This is a genomic window from Streptomyces sp. 2131.1 (assembly GCF_900105515.1).
GTDB lineage: Bacteria > Actinomycetota > Actinomycetes > Streptomycetales > Streptomycetaceae > Streptomyces > Streptomyces drozdowiczii.
Window position 1 is genome coordinate 6,014,613 of sequence record NZ_FNSY01000001.1, and the last position, 17,618, is coordinate 6,032,230.

At 73.7% G+C, this 17,618-nt stretch carries 13 protein-coding genes; 10 read left to right on the forward strand and 3 right to left on the reverse strand.

From position 1 onward, the window contains the following. Positions 1 to 47 precede the first annotated feature (47 nt). The 3 genes from BLW14_RS27145 to BLW14_RS27155 all read left to right on the forward strand — a co-directional run bounded on the left by BLW14_RS27145 (position 48) and on the right by BLW14_RS27155 (position 7,371). Positions 48 to 1,574 carry a hypothetical protein gene (locus BLW14_RS27145; RefSeq protein WP_093709768.1) on the forward strand — a complete coding sequence of 509 codons (1,527 nt, stop codon included), beginning with the start codon at positions 48 to 50 and terminating at the stop codon, positions 1,572 to 1,574. Between the two features lie 73 nt (positions 1,575 to 1,647). After that, positions 1,648 to 2,571: a hypothetical protein gene (locus BLW14_RS27150; RefSeq protein WP_093709769.1), complete on the forward strand. Its 924-nt coding sequence runs from the start codon at positions 1,648 to 1,650 to the stop codon at positions 2,569 to 2,571. 57 nt (positions 2,572 to 2,628) lie between these two features. Continuing rightward, positions 2,629 to 7,371 (forward strand): coiled-coil domain-containing protein, encoded by a 4,743-nt coding sequence (locus BLW14_RS27155; protein WP_093709770.1) that lies wholly within the window; start codon positions 2,629 to 2,631, stop codon positions 7,369 to 7,371. A gap of 50 nt (positions 7,372 to 7,421) precedes the next feature. On the opposite strand, the gene BLW14_RS27160 is transcribed toward BLW14_RS27155, so the two are convergent. Continuing rightward, positions 7,422 to 7,886, reverse strand: a complete 465-nt coding sequence (locus BLW14_RS27160; RefSeq protein ID WP_371128092.1) for a hypothetical protein — start codon at positions 7,884 to 7,886, stop codon at positions 7,422 to 7,424. A gap of 399 nt (positions 7,887 to 8,285) precedes the next feature. Here BLW14_RS27160 and BLW14_RS27165 point away from each other — a divergent pair, with 399 nt between their 5' ends. Genes BLW14_RS27165 through BLW14_RS27180 form a run of 4 tightly spaced genes read left to right on the forward strand, consistent with a single transcriptional unit; the run spans position 8,286 to position 12,509 of the window. Continuing rightward, positions 8,286 to 11,051, forward strand: coding sequence for a sensor histidine kinase (locus BLW14_RS27165; RefSeq protein WP_177154110.1), 2,766 nt, complete (start codon positions 8,286 to 8,288; stop codon positions 11,049 to 11,051). Then, the gene (locus BLW14_RS27170; RefSeq protein WP_093709773.1) at positions 11,048 to 11,491 is read left to right on the forward strand and encodes a roadblock/LC7 domain-containing protein; all 444 of its coding nucleotides are present in this window, start codon (positions 11,048 to 11,050) and stop codon (positions 11,489 to 11,491) included. Before BLW14_RS27165 ends, BLW14_RS27170 begins: the two co-directional genes overlap by 4 nt. 9 nt (positions 11,492 to 11,500) lie before the next feature. Continuing rightward, positions 11,501 to 11,923 carry a DUF742 domain-containing protein gene (locus BLW14_RS27175; protein WP_093709774.1) on the forward strand — a complete coding sequence of 141 codons (423 nt, stop codon included), beginning with the start codon at positions 11,501 to 11,503 and terminating at the stop codon, positions 11,921 to 11,923. Then, a complete protein-coding gene (locus BLW14_RS27180; RefSeq protein ID WP_093709775.1) occupies positions 11,904 to 12,509 on the forward strand; it encodes a GTP-binding protein in 606 nt (201 codons plus the stop codon). The genes BLW14_RS27175 and BLW14_RS27180 overlap by 20 nt, the downstream gene beginning before the upstream one ends. Here BLW14_RS27180 and BLW14_RS27185 read toward each other — a convergent pair. Both BLW14_RS27185 and BLW14_RS27190 read right to left on the reverse strand, forming a co-directional pair. Continuing rightward, positions 12,506 to 12,856, reverse strand: coding sequence for an Mpo1-like protein (locus BLW14_RS27185; protein WP_093709776.1), 351 nt, complete (start codon positions 12,854 to 12,856; stop codon positions 12,506 to 12,508). The two genes, BLW14_RS27180 and BLW14_RS27185, sit on opposite strands and share 4 nt — an antisense overlap. A gap of 122 nt (positions 12,857 to 12,978) precedes the next feature. Beyond that, complete coding sequence (locus BLW14_RS27190; protein ID WP_093709777.1) at positions 12,979 to 13,785, reverse strand: M15 family metallopeptidase; 807 nt, start codon at positions 13,783 to 13,785, stop codon at positions 12,979 to 12,981. A 57-nt stretch (positions 13,786 to 13,842) separates the two neighbouring features. Between BLW14_RS27190 and BLW14_RS27195 the strand changes: the two genes are divergently transcribed. The 3 genes from BLW14_RS27195 to BLW14_RS27205 all read left to right on the forward strand — a co-directional run bounded on the left by BLW14_RS27195 (position 13,843) and on the right by BLW14_RS27205 (position 17,576). Beyond that, positions 13,843 to 14,421 carry an NUDIX domain-containing protein gene (locus BLW14_RS27195; protein ID WP_093709778.1) on the forward strand — a complete coding sequence of 193 codons (579 nt, stop codon included), beginning with the start codon at positions 13,843 to 13,845 and terminating at the stop codon, positions 14,419 to 14,421. Positions 14,422 to 14,611: 190 nt separating this feature from the next. Further along, entirely contained in the window at positions 14,612 to 16,588 is a 1,977-nt protein-coding gene (locus tag BLW14_RS27200; protein ID WP_093709779.1) for an acetoacetate--CoA ligase, read from the forward strand. 40 nt (positions 16,589 to 16,628) lie between these two features. After that, a complete protein-coding gene (locus BLW14_RS27205) occupies positions 16,629 to 17,576 on the forward strand; it encodes a hypothetical protein (protein ID WP_093709780.1) in 948 nt (315 codons plus the stop codon). The last annotated feature ends 42 nt before the right edge of the window (positions 17,577 to 17,618 follow it).

A 17,618-nucleotide genomic window follows, 5' to 3' on the forward strand; every position in this document is an offset into this window, starting at 1 on the left:
CTGCGCCGTTTCGACCGTTGTCGGTGCGAGGACCTAATCTGTGCACCGTGACTTCGCCTGCCTACACGGACAACGCTGCGCCCCAGCTCAGCGCGGGGCCGCGGCCCGCACCGGGCCCGGCCGCCGACGAGGGGCTGTCCCGGCGGCTGCGCGCGCTCGCCTGTACGGCGCCGCTGCACGACCTGGACGTGCGCAAGGCGAACCTCGCCGGTGAGTACAGCGGATACGCGATGGCCGAGGTCGCCCTCGCGGCGATCGACCACGTCACGCTGAACATGGACTTCGACACCGGCGCGGACCACGACCAGATAGTGACCAGGCTCCTCCCGCGCGTCGCCGCCCAGGCCCCCTCCCGCCCGGCCGCAGAGCACGAACGGGTCGCCCGCTGGGTCCTGGAGAACCTGATCAACGTCGGCAGCGTGGACCGCGGCTTCCGCGCGGTCTACGGCACCTTCGGGCCCGACGGCGCCTACGTCCGCCGCGACTACGACTTCAAGCTGATCGAGGAGGTCCCCGGGCACGGCGGCAGCGTCTACCTCAGGGCCACCGACGAAGCGGTCAACGTCCTCGTCGGCGCCCTCGACACGGACGTCACCAGCGCCCAGATCGCCGCCGAGGTGAAGCTGGAGGTCCTCATCAGCCGGGGCAGGCTCGCCGACGCCCAGCTCGCCGCCGAGCAGGCCCGCTACCGGACCGTGCAGTACGCGGAGACGCTGCGCAAGACGCTCGACGCGACCCGGCGCAACGTCCGCGCGGTCGACTGGCTCAACGCCGTGCCCGACATGATCGCCGAGGCGCTCGACCACGTCGCCGACCGCTACCGCCACGAGAACGCGATCCTCACCAACATCCGCAAGGCCCGTGACGAGGCCGAGGACCCCGAGCACAAGCGCCGCGCCGCCGAGCTCGTCGACATCGTCAAGGACTGCATCCGCCGCCACACCCAGCTCCAGTCCCGGCTGCTCGAGGCCGGCCCGCTCTTCCGCGCCGAGCAGGACCGCCAGGCCTTCGCCGCGCCCGCCGCCCGCACCGGCCTCGACCTGTACGGGCAGCTCCTCGGCCCGCTGCTGCCGCTCCCCGTCGAAGAGGCGAGCCGTGCCACCGACGCCTTCTTCGCCCACGGCACGGGCCTGCGCACCCCGGTCTCCGTACGGGTGGGAGACCTGGTCGACCTGCTCCTCAGCCCGCCCCCGGCCCGCGAACACCTCGGCGCGGAGATGCCCGAGCCGGACCTGATCGCCACCCCGGACGACAGCCGCTTCAGCGAGGAGCAGCTGGCCGCCGCGATGGAGCTCCTCGACCTGGAGCACGACGCGCCGCGCCGCCTCTCCGGTCTCCTGGCCGACGCCCGCCGCCGCGACCCGGATCTGCCCTACCTGGTCGCCCTGCTCGCGGTGCACGCCGCGAGCCCCCCGGTCGGCACCGCCTACCGCCAGGGCGAGCGCCGCCTGCTGTTCTCCGTCGACGACGGCACCCCGCTCGACGACGCGGAGTTCGGCGGCGCCGACCTCATCGTGGGCACGGCCCTGCTCGACGCCGTCGGCATGGCGGCGGACCGCTCGGAGGCGCCGTGACGGCCCGGCCGCCCCGTCCCGGGCCCACCCGCAGCATCTTCCGCAGTACCTTCCGCACCGAGGAGCGAGTGTCGTGAGCGACCACCGCGCAGAGCACGCCGACGCGTGGGGCGAGGCCGCCGCAGACCGGCCCGCCTCCGCCCACGAGCCCGACCGGCCCGCGCCCGCGGCGGCCGCCGTCACCCCGGCGGACGCGGCCGACGCCGCCCGGCTCGTCGCCTTCGGCCTCCAGCCCAAGCTGCTGCCCGCCCGCGACGCCGAGTACGCCGAACTGCTGCGCCGCTACCGCGAGGACCCCGCCTTCGCCCGGCTCGCCGACGCCGTCGCGACCGGCCTCGGCCTGATCGTCCTGGAGGTCTCGCCCCGGGCCGGCATGGCCGTCACGGCGGGCGAGGACTCGGTGTTCGCCGTCCGCATGGGCGACTACGCGCGCCGCGCCTCGTCGGACAGCGCCGACCGCTTCCTGCACGGCCTCGCCCACCTCGCCGTCGCCGCCATGGCCTTCCCGCGCCCCGAGGACCTCGCCGACGACGCCTACATCGGCCGGATCACGGTCAACGGCGTCGACGCCTTCGTCCGCCAGGCCTGCAACCGCCTGGAGGAGCGCGCCGAGGAGCAGGGCGACAACACCGACCCGGCCAGCGACGCCCCGGGCCTGGAGGCCGGCTGGCGCGTCTACGCCCGGCGCAGCGCCACCGGCGCCACCAAGGACGCCCGCCGGCTCGCCGGCTCCACCACCGGCATCATCGGCAAGGCCGTCGCCTTCCTCACCGACTCCGGCTTCCTCCAGCGCACCGGCGACGACGCCGGAGGCACGTACCGCACCACCGCCCGCTACCAGCTCCAGGTACGCGACATGGCCGGCAGCGCCGCCATGGCCGAACTCCTCGACCTGGGCGTCGTCCCCGTCACCGACGGCAGCGCCACACTGCTGCCGCCACCGGACCCCGACGACCTGGAACTGGTGGCCGACGCGGGCCTGCCGTTCCACGGCTGACCGCCGCCCGTCACCGCCGTCTTCCCTCCGCTCCCCGAACGACGAGAGTCCGCCGCCATGTACGAGCTGTCCCGGGTCCGCCTCTACTCCATCGGACCGGCCGGCGCACGCTACGCCGACACCGTGCTCGACCTGCGCGGCGTCGGCGAGCCCGTGCCCCGTCCCGCTCCGGCGCAGGCGGAGTTCTTCGAGGACGAGCCGGTCGGCCCGCCGCGCAGGCCCGCGCCCGCCGGTGTCCTCTTCCTGGAGAACGGCGGCGGCAAGTCCGTCCTGCTGAAGCTGATCTTCTCGGTGATGCTCCCGGGCCACCGCAACACCCTCGGAGGCGCCAGCTCCGGCGTGCTGCGCAAGTTCCTGCTCGCCGACGACTGCGGGCACGTCGCGCTGGAGTGGCAGCACACGCTGACCGGCGAGTGCGTGGTCGTCGGCAAGGTCAGCGAGTGGCGCGGGCGCCAGGTCTCCAACGACCCCCGGAAGTTCGCCGAGGCGTGGTACTCGTTCCGGCCCGGCCCCGGGCTCGGCCTGGACTCGCTGCCCGTCGCGGAGTCCACCGCCGTCGGCCGCCCCGCCGAGGGCGTCTCCGGCGCCCGTGGCAGGCGCCGCACCATGAAGGGCTTCCGGGACGCGCTCACCGAGGCCGGGAAGTTCTACCAGCACCTCGACGTGCACTGGGAGGAGATCCACGACCGCTGGAACGAGCACCTCGGCGAACTGGGCCTCGACCCCGAACTCTTCCGCTATCAGCGCGAGATGAACGCCGACGAGGGCGAGGCGGCCGGCCTCTTCGCGGTCAAGAAGGACTCCGACTTCACCGACCTGCTGCTGCGCGCCGTCACCGACACCCGCGACACGGACGGCCTCGCCGACCTCGTCAGCGGCTTCGGCAACAAGCTCGGCCGCCGCGCCGAACTCACCGCCGAACGCGACTTCACCGCCGGCTCCGTCGACCTGCTCGGCCGCATCGTCGAGGCCGCCGGCACCCGCGCCCGCACCCGCGACATCCACGCCGGGGCCGAGCGCCGCACCCGCACCCTCGCTCGCCGGCTCTCCGCCCGGGCCGGTGAGGAGCGCGGCCGGGCCGCCGAGCTCGCCCAGCAGGTCACCGGCGCCGCCCACACCGTCACCGGTGCCGAGGAGACCCGCGGCCGCAGCTCCCTGATCGCCGCCGAACTCGCCTACCGGCACGCCTCGCTGGCCCTGACCGCCGCAGAGAAGAGCGCCGCCGCCCAGCGCCGCGAACTGGTGGACGCCCGCACCCTGCACTCCGCCTGGCAGGCCGCCGAAGCCGTCCTGCGCCACCGCGCCGCCGCCGACCGCTCCGCCCGCGTCGCCGCCGCGATCCTGGAGGCCGAGCGCGACGCCGCCCCCGCCCTCGCCGCCCGCGCGACCGCCGCCGCCGACCTCGTACGGGCCCTGCACACCGCCGCCGAGGCGGGGGAGAGCCGGGCCAACGAGGAGGAGGAGCGCTCCGACGCCCTGCAGAGCGCCGGCGAGGCCGCCCACCGGGACGCCACCACCGCCGCCACCGAGGCCCAGCGCGCCCGCAGCGAGGCCGGCCACCTGCGCCAGCGCCTGGCCGAGGTCGAGCAGGAGACCGCCGAAGCCGTCCGGGCCGGCTGGCTCGACGACACCGCGCCGCACGCCGACCCCGCCAGGGCCGCCCTCGCCGCCAACGACGCCGAACAGTCCGCCGTCGCCGCCTGGGACACCGCCCGCGAGGCCGCGGGAGCCGCCGCCGACCGGTCCCGCCAGGCCACCGCCGACGAGGGCCGCGCCGAACTGGCAGCGGCCCGCGCCGCCGACGCCGCCCGCGCCGCCGAGCAGGCGTACGAGGCCGAGCTGAGGGCCGCCGATGCGCTCGCCGCCGAACCCCGCCTCGCCGAACTCCTCGGCCTGCCCCTCACGGCAGGCGGCGTCCCCCGCCCCCGGCAGGGCGCCGCGCCCGGCACGGAGCCCGCTTCCGACGACCAGCAGTGGCCCGACGAGGGCACCGGTCCGGGACCCGCTGCCTCTGACGGACAGCCCCTCACCGCCGACGAGTTCGACCGTTCCGCCGACGAGCTGCGCGAGCTGCTCGACCAGAGCGTCACCACCGCCGAACGGCGCCTGTTCGAGCTGCGCACCGCAGCCGCCGACGACTCCCGGATCCTGGGCGCGCTCGGCGACGGCGGGCTCCTCCCGCCGAGCCCCGACGTCCTGGCCACCGTGGAGTACCTGGGCGAACAAGGCATCCCCGCCCTGCCCGGCTGGCGCTACCTCGCCCAGGCAGTCGACCCCGCCGACCACGCGGCCGTCCTCGCCGCCCGCCCCGAGCTCGTCGACGGCGTCGTCATCACCGACCCCGACGCGCACGCCCGCGCCCGCGACGTCCTCGGCGCCGCCGCCCTGCTGCCCCGGTCCGCCGTCGCCGTCGGCACCGCCGCCGCCCTCCTCGCCCCCGTGCCCGCCCCCGGCACCGGCGCGTCCGGCACCCCCGAGGACGTCTTCCTCGTCCCCCCGAACCCGGCCATGCACGACGAGCACGCCGCCGACGAGGAGCGCCAGGCGCTGCGCAGCCGGGCCGCCGCCCGCGACGAGGACATCCGGGTGCTCGCCGCCCGCCTCGGCGCCGACCGCGCGCTCGCCGCCCGCATCGGTTCCTGGCGCGCCGACTGCCCGCCCGGCATGCTCGCCGAGCTGGCCGAGGCCGCCACCACCGCCCGCACCGCCGCCGAAACCGCCGAGGCCGCTCTCGCCGAGGCCCGCACCGTCCGCGCCGAGGCCGACGAGGCCGCCACCGACACCGCCCGGGTCCGCGAGGAGCGCCAGGAGGCCGCCCAGCGCGCCCGCCGGGCCGCCGACGCGCTCGCCGGACTCGCCTTCCGGCTGCGCGAACGGGCCGGCTGGCAGGCAAAGCTGCGCGAACTGACCGACGAGGCGGGGGAGTCCGAGGCCCGCGCGACCGTCTTCCTGGAGCGCGCCCGGGCCGCCGACGAGGACCGCCGCGCCGCCCAGCGCGCCGCCGACGACGCCCGCCGCACCGCCCGCGCCCTGCGCGCCGAACGTGCCGAGATCGCCGGCGCCCCCGAACAGCTACCCGACCTCGGCGAGGACGCCCCGCGCCAAGCGCTGCCCGCACTGCGCGAGGCGTACCGGGCGGCCTCCCAGCTGTACGAGAAGGTGGGCGTCGGCGCCGACCTGCGCGCCGAACAGGCCCGCGCCGAGAGCGACGAGAGCGCCGCGCTCGCCGAGCTGGACCGCCTCACCAACAAGGTCCGCACCCGGGCCGCCCAGCTCCTGGAGGGCACCGACGGCGCCGACGGCCCGTCCCGGCAGGCCGCGGCCGCCCGCGCCGAATCCCTCGTCCAGCTCCTGGAGACCCGCGCGTCCGCCGCCAGCGAGCAGCTGGGCCGGCTGCGCGGCGAGGCCGAGCGCCTGGCGCCCGCCGACGGCGACAGCCTGCACACCGAGCTGCCCGACGACCAGGTGCCCGCCGACGCCGAACAGGCCCAGGCCCTCCTGCGCACCGCCACCGCCGAGCTGGCCGCCGCGACCGCCGCGCTGGACACCGCCCGGGCCGCCCACGCCGAGCTGCTGCACGCCCACCGCACGGCGGAGGACGCGGCGGGCGGCTTCGACGAGACCGCGGCCCTGCTGCGCGACCTCCTCAGGGACCACGGCGCCGAAGACGACCCGGAGGAGCCCGAGCCGTACCCGGGCAGCCTGGAGGAGGCCCGGCAGTCCGCCGCCGAGGCCCGCCGCTCGCTGCGCGGCTGCGCCGCCGACCTGTCCGCCGCCGAGGCGGCCGTCCGGGAGGCGAGCGACGTCCTCGTACGGCACGCCAACTCCACCCGCTACGAGCAGGTCCGCACCCCCGCCCGCCAGCAGATCCGCGAACTGCCCACCGCCGCCCTCCCCGAGCACGCGGAGAAGTGGGCCACCGCCTTCGCGCCCCGGCTGCGCGTCCTCACCGACGAGCTGGCCCAGCTGGAACGCAACCGCGACTCCATCGTCGACCGGCTGCGCGGCCTGGTGGAGTCCGCGCTCACCACGCTCCGCTCCGCACAGCGGCTCTCCCGGCTCCCCGAGGGCCTGGGGGAGTGGTCCGGGCAGGAGTTCCTCCGCATCCGCTTCGAGGAGCCGGACCAGGCCACCCTCACCGAACGGCTCGGCGAGGTCATCGACGAGGCGACCAGGGCGGCCCTCAAGAAGAACTCCGATCTGCGCCGGGACGGTATGTCCCTGCTCCTGCGCGGCGTGCAGGCGGCGCTGGAACCCAAGGGCATCGCGGTGGAGATCCTCAAGCCGGACGCCGTCCTGCGCGCCGAGCGCGTGCCCGTCGGACAGATGGGCGACGTCTTCTCCGGCGGACAGCTGCTCACCGCGGCGATCGCCCTGTACTGCACGATGGCCGCCCTGCGCAGCAACGACCGGGGCCGCGACCGCGCTCAGCACCGGCACGCGGGCACGCTCTTCCTGGACAACCCGATCGGCCGGGCCAACGCCACCTATCTGCTGGAGCTCCAGCGCGCGGTGGCCGACGCGCTCGGCGTGCAACTGCTCTACACGACGGGCCTGTTCGACACGACGGCGCTCGCGGAATTCCCGCTCGTCATCCGCCTGCGCAACGACGCGGACCTGCGGGCCGGGCTGAAGTACATCAGCGTCGAGGAGCACCTGCGCCCCGGGCTGCCGCAGCAGGACCCCGGCAGCGAGACGGTGCACGGCGAGATCACCGCGACCCGCATGTTCAAGCGGTCCGCCCCCGCCCCGCGGACACCGGACGCCTCCGAGACCATCGAGGAGACCCGGACCCCGTAGGGCCTGTCCGGCGGATCATGGCCGGGCAGGCTCTGACGCGACGGGCGCGGTCAGGCGCGCGAGAGGCGGCGGTCCGCGCCCCGGCGGCCTATCCGCGCCGCGTCCCGCTGCGCCGCGCGGGCCTCACGCCGCGCCCTGCGCCGTTCGCGCCTCAGGGCCCGCGCCGAGCTGCTGGGCTCGGAGACCACACCGTTGCGCTGATTCCACACCTGGCGGGTGACCCAGACGTCCAGCACCGCCCACGTCGCGACCACCGTGCTCGCCACCCCGCTCAGCACCATCGGGAAAGAGAGCCAGGACCCGGCCAGCGCGGTCAGGAACGCCACCATGGCCAGAATCATCGTCAACGACATGACGAGCACCGCCCGCACGGCCGCCGTACGCACCGGATCCGGCATGCGCCTGCGCGTCGCCGGCTCCTCCACCCACAGCTGCTGCCGGGGGACGTCCGCCCGCTCCCGGGCGCTCACATCCTCCGCCGGCTCCACCACGCCCTCACGCTCCTGTGTGTCCAAGGCCCTTCACTCCCACCGCTGTCCGACTTCAGGGTTGCTGCCCGGCATACACCCCTTCTACGCGGACCGTCCGTCCCGTCCGCCCGAGCGTGCCCCGTTGGTCCCCCTACCCCCGTACAGGCAGACGAATGGTCAGGGGTGAAGATTCCCCCCACCCGTCACGAAACGAAGAATTCCAGCCAACCGGGACGTGAAGGAACGTGCCACTCCTCAGGGTGTCTTCTGTCGCTTTCGTGAATTTCATCTCCCGGAATACCGGGACAAGCCATGGTCAACTCCCGGCAAGGCGGCCGAAAATCGTCCGGACATGCCTTCGAGTTGTCTGTGTGTCAGTAGTAGGCTCGCGCCGTTTGTTGACGAAACCCGTCCCCGCCCCACGGGGATGACCTGGGGGAGGCCATGCGCTTTCGCGGAAAGTCCATCCGCAGGAAGATCGTGGCGTTGCTCGTGGTGCCGCTCGTCTCGCTCACCGCTCTCTGGGGATTCGCCACCTATCTCACCGGGCGCGAGGCCGGGAAACTGCTGAGCGCGAGCACGGTCGTCGAGAAGGTGGGCCACCCCCTGGAGGACACCGTCCGGGTCATCCAGAACGAGCGCCGCCAGACCCTCGTCTTCCTCGCCGACCCGCGCGCGTCCGACGCCCAGCCCGTGCTGAACCGGCAGCGCGCCGCCACCGACCGGGTCGTGGCCCGGGTCCGCAGGAGCGCCGGTGAGAAGGACATCCGCGACGCGCTCGGCCCGACCGCCGAGACCCAGCTCACGTCGATAATCGGCGCCGTCGAAGGACTCGACGCCCTGCGCGAATCCGTCGACAAGCGCACCATCGGCCGGCTCAAGGCGATGGCCTACTACAACCGGCTCATAGACCCCTGCTACCGGTTCCTGACCGGCCTGCACACCATGGAGAGCGTCTCCATGGACCAGCAGGTCCGGGCACTCACCGGGATATCGCGCGCCCGCGAAATGCTCTCCCGGGAAGACGCCCTGGTCGCCTCCGGCCTCCTCGCCGGCCGGCTCACCGCACCGGAACTCCGCCAGATATCCGACCTCGTCGCCCAGCGCACCCTGCTGTACGAGACCAACCTCGACCTGCTCCCCGCCTCCGAACGACGGCGCGTCGAGCAGTACTGGCAGGGCCCGGACAGCGAACCGCTGCGCTCCGCCGAGGAGCGGATCATCGACCAGGGCCCCACCACCAGCCCGCGCACCGCCGACGCCGCCCGCTGGCAGGAAGTCGCCCCGGCCGCCCTGGACCGGCTGGCCAACGACTCCACGGAGATGAACAACCGCTTCCAGGACCGGGGCAAGCCCGCCGGCTACGGCATCCTCATCAAGGCGGGCATCGCCGGCGTCCTCGGCTTCCTGGCCCTCGTCGTCTCCGTCTTCGTCTCCGTACGCATCGGCCGCGAACTCGTCCGCGACCTCTCCCGGCTGCGCAAGGACGCCCACGAGGTGTCCGGCGTACGGCTGCCGAGCGTGATGCGCCGCCTCGCCGCGGGAGAACAGGTCGACGCGGAGACCGAGTCCCCGCACCTCCAGTACGAACGCGACGAGATCGGCCAGGTCGGCCAGGCCCTCAACACCCTCCAGCGCGCCGCCGTCGAAGCCGCCGTCAAACAGGCCGACATGCGCCGCGGCGTCTCCGAGGTCTTCGTCAACCTCGCCCGACGCAACCAGGTCCTGCTGCACCGCCAGCTCACGCTCCTGGACGCCATGGAGCGCCGCACCGAGAACACCGACGAACTCGCCGACCTCTTCCGCCTCGACCACCTCACCACCCGCATGCGCAGGCACGCCGAGGGCCTGGTCATCCTCTCCGGAGCGGCCCCCTCCCGGCAGTGGCGCAAGCCCATCCAGCTGATGGACGTGGTCCGCGCCGCCGTCGCCGAGGTCGAGGACTACGAACGCATCGAGGTCCGCCGGCTGCCCCGGATCGGCGTGGGCGGCCCCGCCGTCGCCGACCTCACCCACCTGATCGCCGAACTCCTCGAGAACGCCACGGTGTTCTCGCCGCCGCACACCGCGGTCCAGGTGCACGGCGAGCGCGTCGCCAACGGCTTCACCCTGGAGATCCACGACCGCGGCCTCGGCATGCCGCCGGACGTCCTGCTCGACGCCAACCTCCGGCTCGCCGAGACCCCCGAGTTCGAGCTGTCCGACACCGACCGCCTCGGCCTCTTCGTGGTCAGCCGGCTCGCCCAGCGGCAGAACGTCCGGGTGTCCCTCCAGACCTCCCCGTACGGCGGCACCACCGCGGTGGTGTTCATCCCCGCCGCGCTCCTCACCGACGCACCCGAGTCGCACGGCACCGGCTTCCGCCTCGACCGCAGGTCCGAGAAGGCCATCGCCAGCGGCAGGCCCGGCTCCGCCGCGGGCCGCCCCGAGGCCGACGACCACGTGCCGGGCCGCCCGAGCGGCCTCTCACCGGTGCCCACCGGACTGGCCGACCCCGCTCTGCTGGACGGCCCCGTCGAGCTGGAGAGCGACGAGCCGCTGGACTTCACCCGCGACCCGGTCCTCGAAGCGGTGGCGGGCCCGGGGCTCGACCCCGTGCTCGACGGCGTCGCCGACCTGGAGGACACCGAGAGCGAACGCGGCGGCATCTTCCGGGCCCGCGCGCTGCGCCGCGACGGGGACCGGGACCAGCACCAGCAGGCCGACGACGGCGTACGGGCGCTGCACCCCGAGGGCACCAGGCCGCTGCCCCGCCGGCGCCGCCCGCCGACCCTGGTCACCGACCGGGGCCGCCGGGTCGACGGACCGGGCCGCGCCCACCCCGGCTCCGAGGACCGCGAGCCGGTCCGCCCGGTGGACCGGCGCCGCCCCGCCGAGCCCCCGCAGCCCACCGGTCTCCGCGAACCCGGCGGGCCCACCGTGCCCGCACCGCGCACGCCCGAACCGGCCCCGGACACTGTGGGCGGACTGCCCCGCCGCGTCCGGCAGGCCAGCCTCGCCCCGCAACTGCGCGAGGGACCGGACAGCCGTACCGCGCGTCCCGCCCCGGTCGAGAGCGCCGACCACATGGAGCGGGACGCCGACGAGGTACGCAGCCGTATGGCCTCGCTCCAGCGCGGCTGGCAGCGAGGCCGCCAGCAGAACGCCGAGGACGTGACCGGCCACGGCGACACAGCACCAGGAACCACTCCGGGAAGGGACGGTCCATGACCGCACCGAACGCCGCAGCAACCGAATCCGCACGCCATGGGTCGGGCGAACTCAACTGGCTCCTCGACGAACTCGTCGCGCGCGTCGCCAGCATCCGCAAGGCGCTGGTGCTCTCCAGTGACGGCCTGCCCACCGGCGCGTCCAAGGACCTGACGCGGGAGGACAGCGAGCACCTGGCCGCCGTCGCCTCCGGTTTCCACAGCCTCGCCAAGGGCGTGGGCCGGCACTTCGACGCGGGCCGGGTCCGCCAGACCGTCGTCGAACTCGACGAGGCGTTCCTCTTCGTCACCGCGGCCGGCGACGGCAGCTGTCTCGCCGTACTCGCCGAGTCCGAATCGGACGTCGGGCAGGTGGCGTACGAGATGACGCTCATGGTCAAGCGCGTGGGCAGCCACCTGGCCAATGTGCCCCGGACGACCGGTCAGCCCTCCGGGGGGTGAGCGGACGCCATGAGCGCCGCATCGCCCGGCTCGCCGGAGACCCCGGAGAGGCCGCGGACCCCACGCTGGTACGACGACGACGCGGGGCCGGTCGTCCGGCCGTACGCGATGACCCGGGGGCGCACCGGCAGCGGGTCGCGCCACCGTCTCGACCTGATCGCGATCGTCGTGCCCGAGCCCGCGGCCGACGACCCGGACAGGGACCAGCTGCTCGCTCCGGAACACGTCGAGATCCTCGAACTCTGCGGCGAGTTCCCGCAGTCGATCGCCGAGCTGGCCTCGTCACTGGACCTCCCGGTGGGGGTGGTCCGGGTCCTGGTGGGCGACCTCGTCGACGAGGAGCTGGTGCACGTGACCCGTCCCGTTCCGCCGGCCGAGCTGCCGGACGTGAACATTCTCCGTGAGGTGATCAATGGCCTTCGGGCGCTCTAGCCGCAACAGGCGGCCCGTGGAGCCCGTCACCCTCAAGATCCTGGTGGCGGGCGGCTTCGGCGTGGGCAAGACGACGCTGGTGGGCGCGGTCAGTGAGATCAGGCCGCTGCGCACGGAGGAGACGCTGAGCGAGGCGGGGCGCCCGGTGGACGACCTGGACGGCGTCGAGGGGAAGACCACGACGACCGTCGCCATGGACTTCGGGCGGATCACCCTCCGCGAGGACCTCGTGCTGTACCTCTTCGGCACGCCGGGCCAGGATCGGTTCTGGTTCCTCTGGGACGAGCTGGCCCAGGGCGCGCTGGGAGCCGTGGTGCTCGCGGACACCCGGCGCCTGGCGGACTGCTTCGCGGCCGTCGACTACTTCGAGCGCCGCGAGATCCCGTTCGCCGTCGCCGTCAACTGCTTCGAGGGCACGGAACGTTTCCCCGAGGCGACGGTACGGGCCGCGCTCGACCTGGACCCGGGGGTGCCGCTCCTGATGTGCGACGCGCGGGACCGCCCGTCGGCCCGGGACGTGCTGGTGGCCGTCGTCGAACACGCGCTGGCCCGCGCGGACCGCCCGCGCGAGCCCGTGAACACCTAGCGGCCGTTCTCCGCGAGCCACTTCTCGGCGGTCTGCGCCAGCTCGTGGTCGCGTCCGGCCAGCATCATCCGGATCATCTGCGCGTCGCCGCGCAGCGACCAGGCGGGGTGCCCGAAGGTGGCCGGGTTGTTCTTCTCTATCAGGAAGTGCGCGGGCCAGGCCGTGCCGTACCCGACGAGCGGCAAGGCGGCCAGATACCGCTTGCGGCCGCGCGCCAGCCCGTACGCCGTGATGGCGAGGCCGGTCAGGGTGCCGGTGAGATGCACCCAGCGGGTCGCGGCCCGCGAGTGCATCGCGACGTAGTACGGCCAGAACTCTTCGTACGAGTCGAACGTCTGCTGTGACATACGGGCACCGTAATGGCTCACCCGGCAACCGGAAACGGCTGTACCGCGTCCGGAAAGGAGAACGGGCGGTCGGATCCCACGGGGGTGGTCCCGGCCGCCCGTTCCCCGCGCGGCGGGCCGGCTCAGTGCCCGGCCACCGACCTGCGGGCCACCGGGAAGTCGAAGTAGGTGCCGGGGAACGTCTCGGGCTGGAAGGTGTAGTGCCACCACTCCTCGGCGAGGTTCACGAAACCGGCCTCGGTGAGCGTCCTCTTGAGGAACTGCCGGTTGGCGCGCTGGACACCCAGGATGCGGGGATCATCCGTGTGCGAGAGCGTGTCGAAGCAGTCGAACCCCGTGCCCATGTCCACCGAGTTGTCGGGGAACCGCTCGCCCTTCGGCGCGTAGCACGGCGCCAGCCTCTCGCCCGGACTGTACGGCCTGGTCGGCAGGGCGGGCAGCCGTACCAGTGTCAGGTCCACCGTGCTGCCCCGGCTGTGCCCGGACTTCTCCGCGATGTAACCGTCAGCGAACAGCCGGGTCTTGTCGACCCGCGGGTAGAACTCGCCCTTCATCGTCTCGTCTTCGAGGTCCTTCGCCCACCGCACGAAGTGGTCGACGGCCCGCTGCGGGCGGTAGCAGTCGTACACCTTGAGCGAGTAGCCCTGCCGCAGCAGCCGGAGCTGGGCGCGGTGCAGGGCCTCGGCGGCCGGCCGGGTCAGGATGCAGAGGGACTGGCGGTAGCCGTCGACGGGTTCGCCCATGAAGTCGTGGACGGTGGGATAGCGCATCTCCTGGATGATCGTGGGATCCACCGAACGCAGCGGGACGAACTCGCCGGGTGCCTTGGGCTCGGGCTCCGCCCGCGCGACCGGCGCGGTGACGGTCACGGCGAGCAGGGCGGCGGCGGTGGCCGCCAGGACACGGAAAGCGGTCGCGATACCTGTCATGAGCACATCCTCCATCGCGAGGGGCCGCCCGGAAGGGGGATCAGGTACAGTCCGCGCGTGTCCGTCACCGGTTCCCCGCCCGGTCACCACGAGGACCGGTGGCCCCACGAGGAAACGGAGCAGCCCGTGAACCACTCCCACTGCGCCGCCTGCGGAGCCCCGTACACCGGCCTCCCCACCCCCGACGCCTGGCCCCGCACCTGCCCCGCCTGCGGCGAGACCGCCTACCGCAATCCGCTCCCGGTCGCCGTCGCCCTGCTCCCCGTCACCGACGGCGACACCACCGGCCTCGTCGTCATCACCCGCACCATCGAACCCGCACGCGGCGGCCTCGCCCTGCCCGGCGGCTTCATCGACCACGCCGAGGACTGGCAGCACGCCGTCGTACGCGAACTGCGCGAGGAAACCCGCGTCGAGGCCCGCCCCGAGGACGTCCGCCTCGCCGACGCCCTCAGCTCACCCGCCGGGCACCTGCTCCTCTTCGGACTCCTCCCCGAACGGCCCGCCGCGGCCCTCCCGCCGTCCGCGCCCACCGACGAGACCTCCGGCCACGCCCTCCTCACCGCCCCCGCCTCGCTCGCCTTCCCCCTCCACACCGAGGCCGTCCACCGCTGGTTTGCCGGCCGCTACCGCTGAACCCCCGCGCGCCGGACCCGCACCGGACGTGGCGGGAGCACATAACCGGACACGGAACCATGTACGGGCAACCCTGGTGCGAGAGACGATCACATGGCATCGTCCGTGACGTCGCCTCACGCGCACACCCCAGCACGTGCGCGCGACCTGCGCACACACCGCGTACCCGCTACAGCCAGGGAGCCGCCCCATGACCTCAGCAGCCGACGAAGCCCCCCTGTGGCAGCCCGGCCCCGACCGCATCGCGGCCGCCGCCGTCACCCGCTTCCAGAGCTGGGCCGCCGAACACCACGGCGCACCGGCCGAGGGCGGCTACGCCAGTCTGCACCGCTGGTCCGTCGACGAGCTGGACGCCTTCTGGCAGGCCGTCGCCGAGTGGTTCGACGTGCGCTTCTCCACCCCGTACGAGCAGGTGATCGGCGACCGCTCGATGCCCGGCGCCACCTGGTTCCCCGGCGCCACCCTCAACTACGCCGAACACGCGCTGCGCGCGGCCGAGGACTCCCTGCGCGCCGACGCGCCCGCACTCTTCCACGTCGACGAGACCCACACCCAGACCGCCACCTCCTGGTCCGAGCTCCGCCGCCAGGTCGGCTCCCTCGCCGCCGAACTGCGCGCACTCGGCGTCACCCCCGGCGACCGCGTCAGCGGCTACCTCCCCAACATCCCGCAGGCCGTTGTCGCCTTCCTCGCCACCGTCGCCGTCGGCGGCGTCTGGACCTCCTGCGCACCCGACTTCGGCGCCCGCAGCGTCCTCGACCGCTTCCAGCAGGTCGAACCCGTCGTCCTGTTCACCGTCGACGGCTACCGCTACGGCGGCAAGGAACACCACCGCGCCGACACCGTCGCCGAGCTCCGCCGCGAGCTGCCCACCCTGCGCGCCGTCGTGCACATCCCGCTGCTGGGCACCGAGGCCCCCGAAGGCGCCCTCGACTGGTCCGCCCTCGTCGCGGCCGACACCGAACCCGTCTTCGAACCGGTCGCGTTCGACCACCCGCTCTGGGTCCTTTACTCCTCGGGTACGACCGGCCTGCCGAAGGCCATCGTCCAGTCCCAGGGAGGCATCCTGCTCGAACACTTCAAGCAGGTCGGCCTCCACTGCGACCTCGGCCCCGAGGACCGCTTCTTCTGGTACACCTCGACCGGCTGGATGATGTGGAACTTCCTCGTCTCCGGCCTCCTCACCGGCACCACCCTCGTGCTTTACGACGGCAGCCCCGGCTACCCCGACGTCAGCGCCCAGTGGCGCGTCGCCGAACAGACCGGAGCCACCCTCTTCGGCACCTCCGCCGCCTACGTCATGGCCTGCCGCAAGGCCGGCGTCCACCCCGGGCGCGACTTCGACCTCTCCCGCGTCCAGTGCGTCGCCACCACCGGCTCCCCTCTCCCGCCCGACGGCTTCCGCTGGCTCCACGACGAGGTCGCCGACGACCTGTGGATCGCCTCCGTCAGCGGCGGCACCGACGTCTGCAGCTGCTTCGCCGGCGCGGTGCCCACCCTCCCCGTCCACATCGGCGAACTCCAGGCCGCCTGCCTCGGTACGGACCTCCAGGCATGGGACCCCGCGGGCGGACCGCTCACCGGCGAGGTCGGCGAACTCGTCGTCACCGAGCCGATGCCCTCCATGCCCGTCCGCTTCTGGAACGACCCCGACGGCAGCCGCTACCACGACAGCTACTTCGACGTGTACCCAGGCGTCTGGCGCCATGGCGACTGGATCACGATCACCGACCGCGGCTCCGTCGTCATCCACGGCCGCTCCGACTCCACCCTCAACCGGCAGGGCGTCCGCATGGGCTCCGCCGACATCTACGAGGCCGTCGAACGTCTCCCCGAGATCCGCGAGTCCCTCGTCATCGGCCTGGAGGAACCCGACGGCGGCTACTGGATGCCGCTCTTCGTCCACCTCGCCGAAGGCGCCACCCTCGACGACGCCCTCCGCGACAGCATCAAGAGCACCATCCGCGAGAACCTCTCCCCGCGCCACGTCCCGGACGAGGTCATCGAGGTCCCCGGCATCCCGCACACGCTCACCGGCAAGCGCATCGAGGTTCCGGTCAAGCGCCTGCTCCAGGGAACGGCCCTGGAAAAGGCCGTCAACCCCGGCTCGATCGACAACCTCGAACTCCTCCACTTCTACGAGAAGCTGGCCCGCGAACGCCGCTGACCGCGCCACTGTCAGTGCCCTTGATTACTCTGAGTGAGCAATGTTCGACAGCGCACTGGGGGAAATCATGGCGCAGGCCGGCAACAAGCGGACCACCGTCCACGGACGGACCGCCACCACCACCATGCGACGCACGCTGCGCCGCGAAGCACCCACCACCATCGGCCTGCTGACCGATGAACAGGACTTCGCGGCCATGCGGCGCTACCGCACCTTCACCTTCGACGACCACCGCGTCTACCTGGAGCAGGTGGAGGCCCTGCTCAAGGGACTCACCGCCCAGGGCGTGCACACGACGCTCGCCCTCTTCGACCCCGACGAGTACGCGCACTACTGCGCGGAGGCCGGGCTCGCCCCCGACACCCCGGCCGGCCGCAGCCGCTTCACCGCGGAGATCGCCGCCTGCGGAGCCACCGTCCCCTACGACGGACAGCCCCTCGACACCCTGATTCCGGTGCTCGTCGGCCGCGCGGTCCGCCGGGCCACCTGGGAGTACGCCACCATGCTCCTGGCCAGGCTCGGCGACTGCGCGGACTGCGGCCAGGACATCGGCCACGCTGCCTTCGACCGCGCCTCCCACCTCCTGGAACGGACCCTGGAGGCGGCCGGACCGGGCATCCACCACCTGGTCTGCAGCACCCCCACGGACCACGACCAGCTGCTCGCCGCCCTGCACACCGACCGGGCCACCGCGGGGGCGGTGCTGCTCGACTCCTCGGAGGGCGCCGAGTTCGTGAGCGTCCTCGCCGTCGGCATCGCCCTGGAGAGCCACGGCGGAGTCGTCCTGCGTACGAGCACACCGGGCGCCCCGGACCGGGTGCACGGCTGGCGGCTCAGCCGGGGCAGCCTCGCCCCGCTCACGGCGGGCGAGGTCTTCAGCGCCTACTGCACCGACGCCGACACGGGCGAACCCGTCGCCCCCGAATCCGGCGTGGAGTACTGCGCGGGCTTCGACATCGGAGCGGACGAACCGGAACAGCACCACTGACACGGCGAAGGGGCTCTCCGCCGGTCATCGGCGGAAAGCCCC

Coding starts and splice junctions, on each gene's coding strand:
- BLW14_RS27180 (WP_093709775.1), top strand. CDS start 11,904: ATGGCCTTCGGGCGCTCTAGCCGCAACAGGCGGCCCGTGGAGCCCGTC.
- BLW14_RS27165 (WP_177154110.1), top strand. CDS start 8,286: ATGCGCTTTCGCGGAAAGTCCATCCGCAGGAAGATCGTGGCGTTGCTC.
- BLW14_RS27200 (WP_093709779.1), top strand. CDS start 14,612: ATGACCTCAGCAGCCGACGAAGCCCCCCTGTGGCAGCCCGGCCCCGAC.
- BLW14_RS27185 (WP_093709776.1), bottom strand. CDS start 12,856: ATGTCACAGCAGACGTTCGACTCGTACGAAGAGTTCTGGCCGTACTAC.
- BLW14_RS27155 (WP_093709770.1), top strand. CDS start 2,629: ATGTACGAGCTGTCCCGGGTCCGCCTCTACTCCATCGGACCGGCCGGC.
- BLW14_RS27190 (WP_093709777.1), bottom strand. CDS start 13,785: ATGACAGGTATCGCGACCGCTTTCCGTGTCCTGGCGGCCACCGCCGCC.
- BLW14_RS27205 (WP_093709780.1), top strand. CDS start 16,629: ATGTTCGACAGCGCACTGGGGGAAATCATGGCGCAGGCCGGCAACAAG.
- BLW14_RS27175 (WP_093709774.1), top strand. CDS start 11,501: ATGAGCGCCGCATCGCCCGGCTCGCCGGAGACCCCGGAGAGGCCGCGG.
- BLW14_RS27170 (WP_093709773.1), top strand. CDS start 11,048: ATGACCGCACCGAACGCCGCAGCAACCGAATCCGCACGCCATGGGTCG.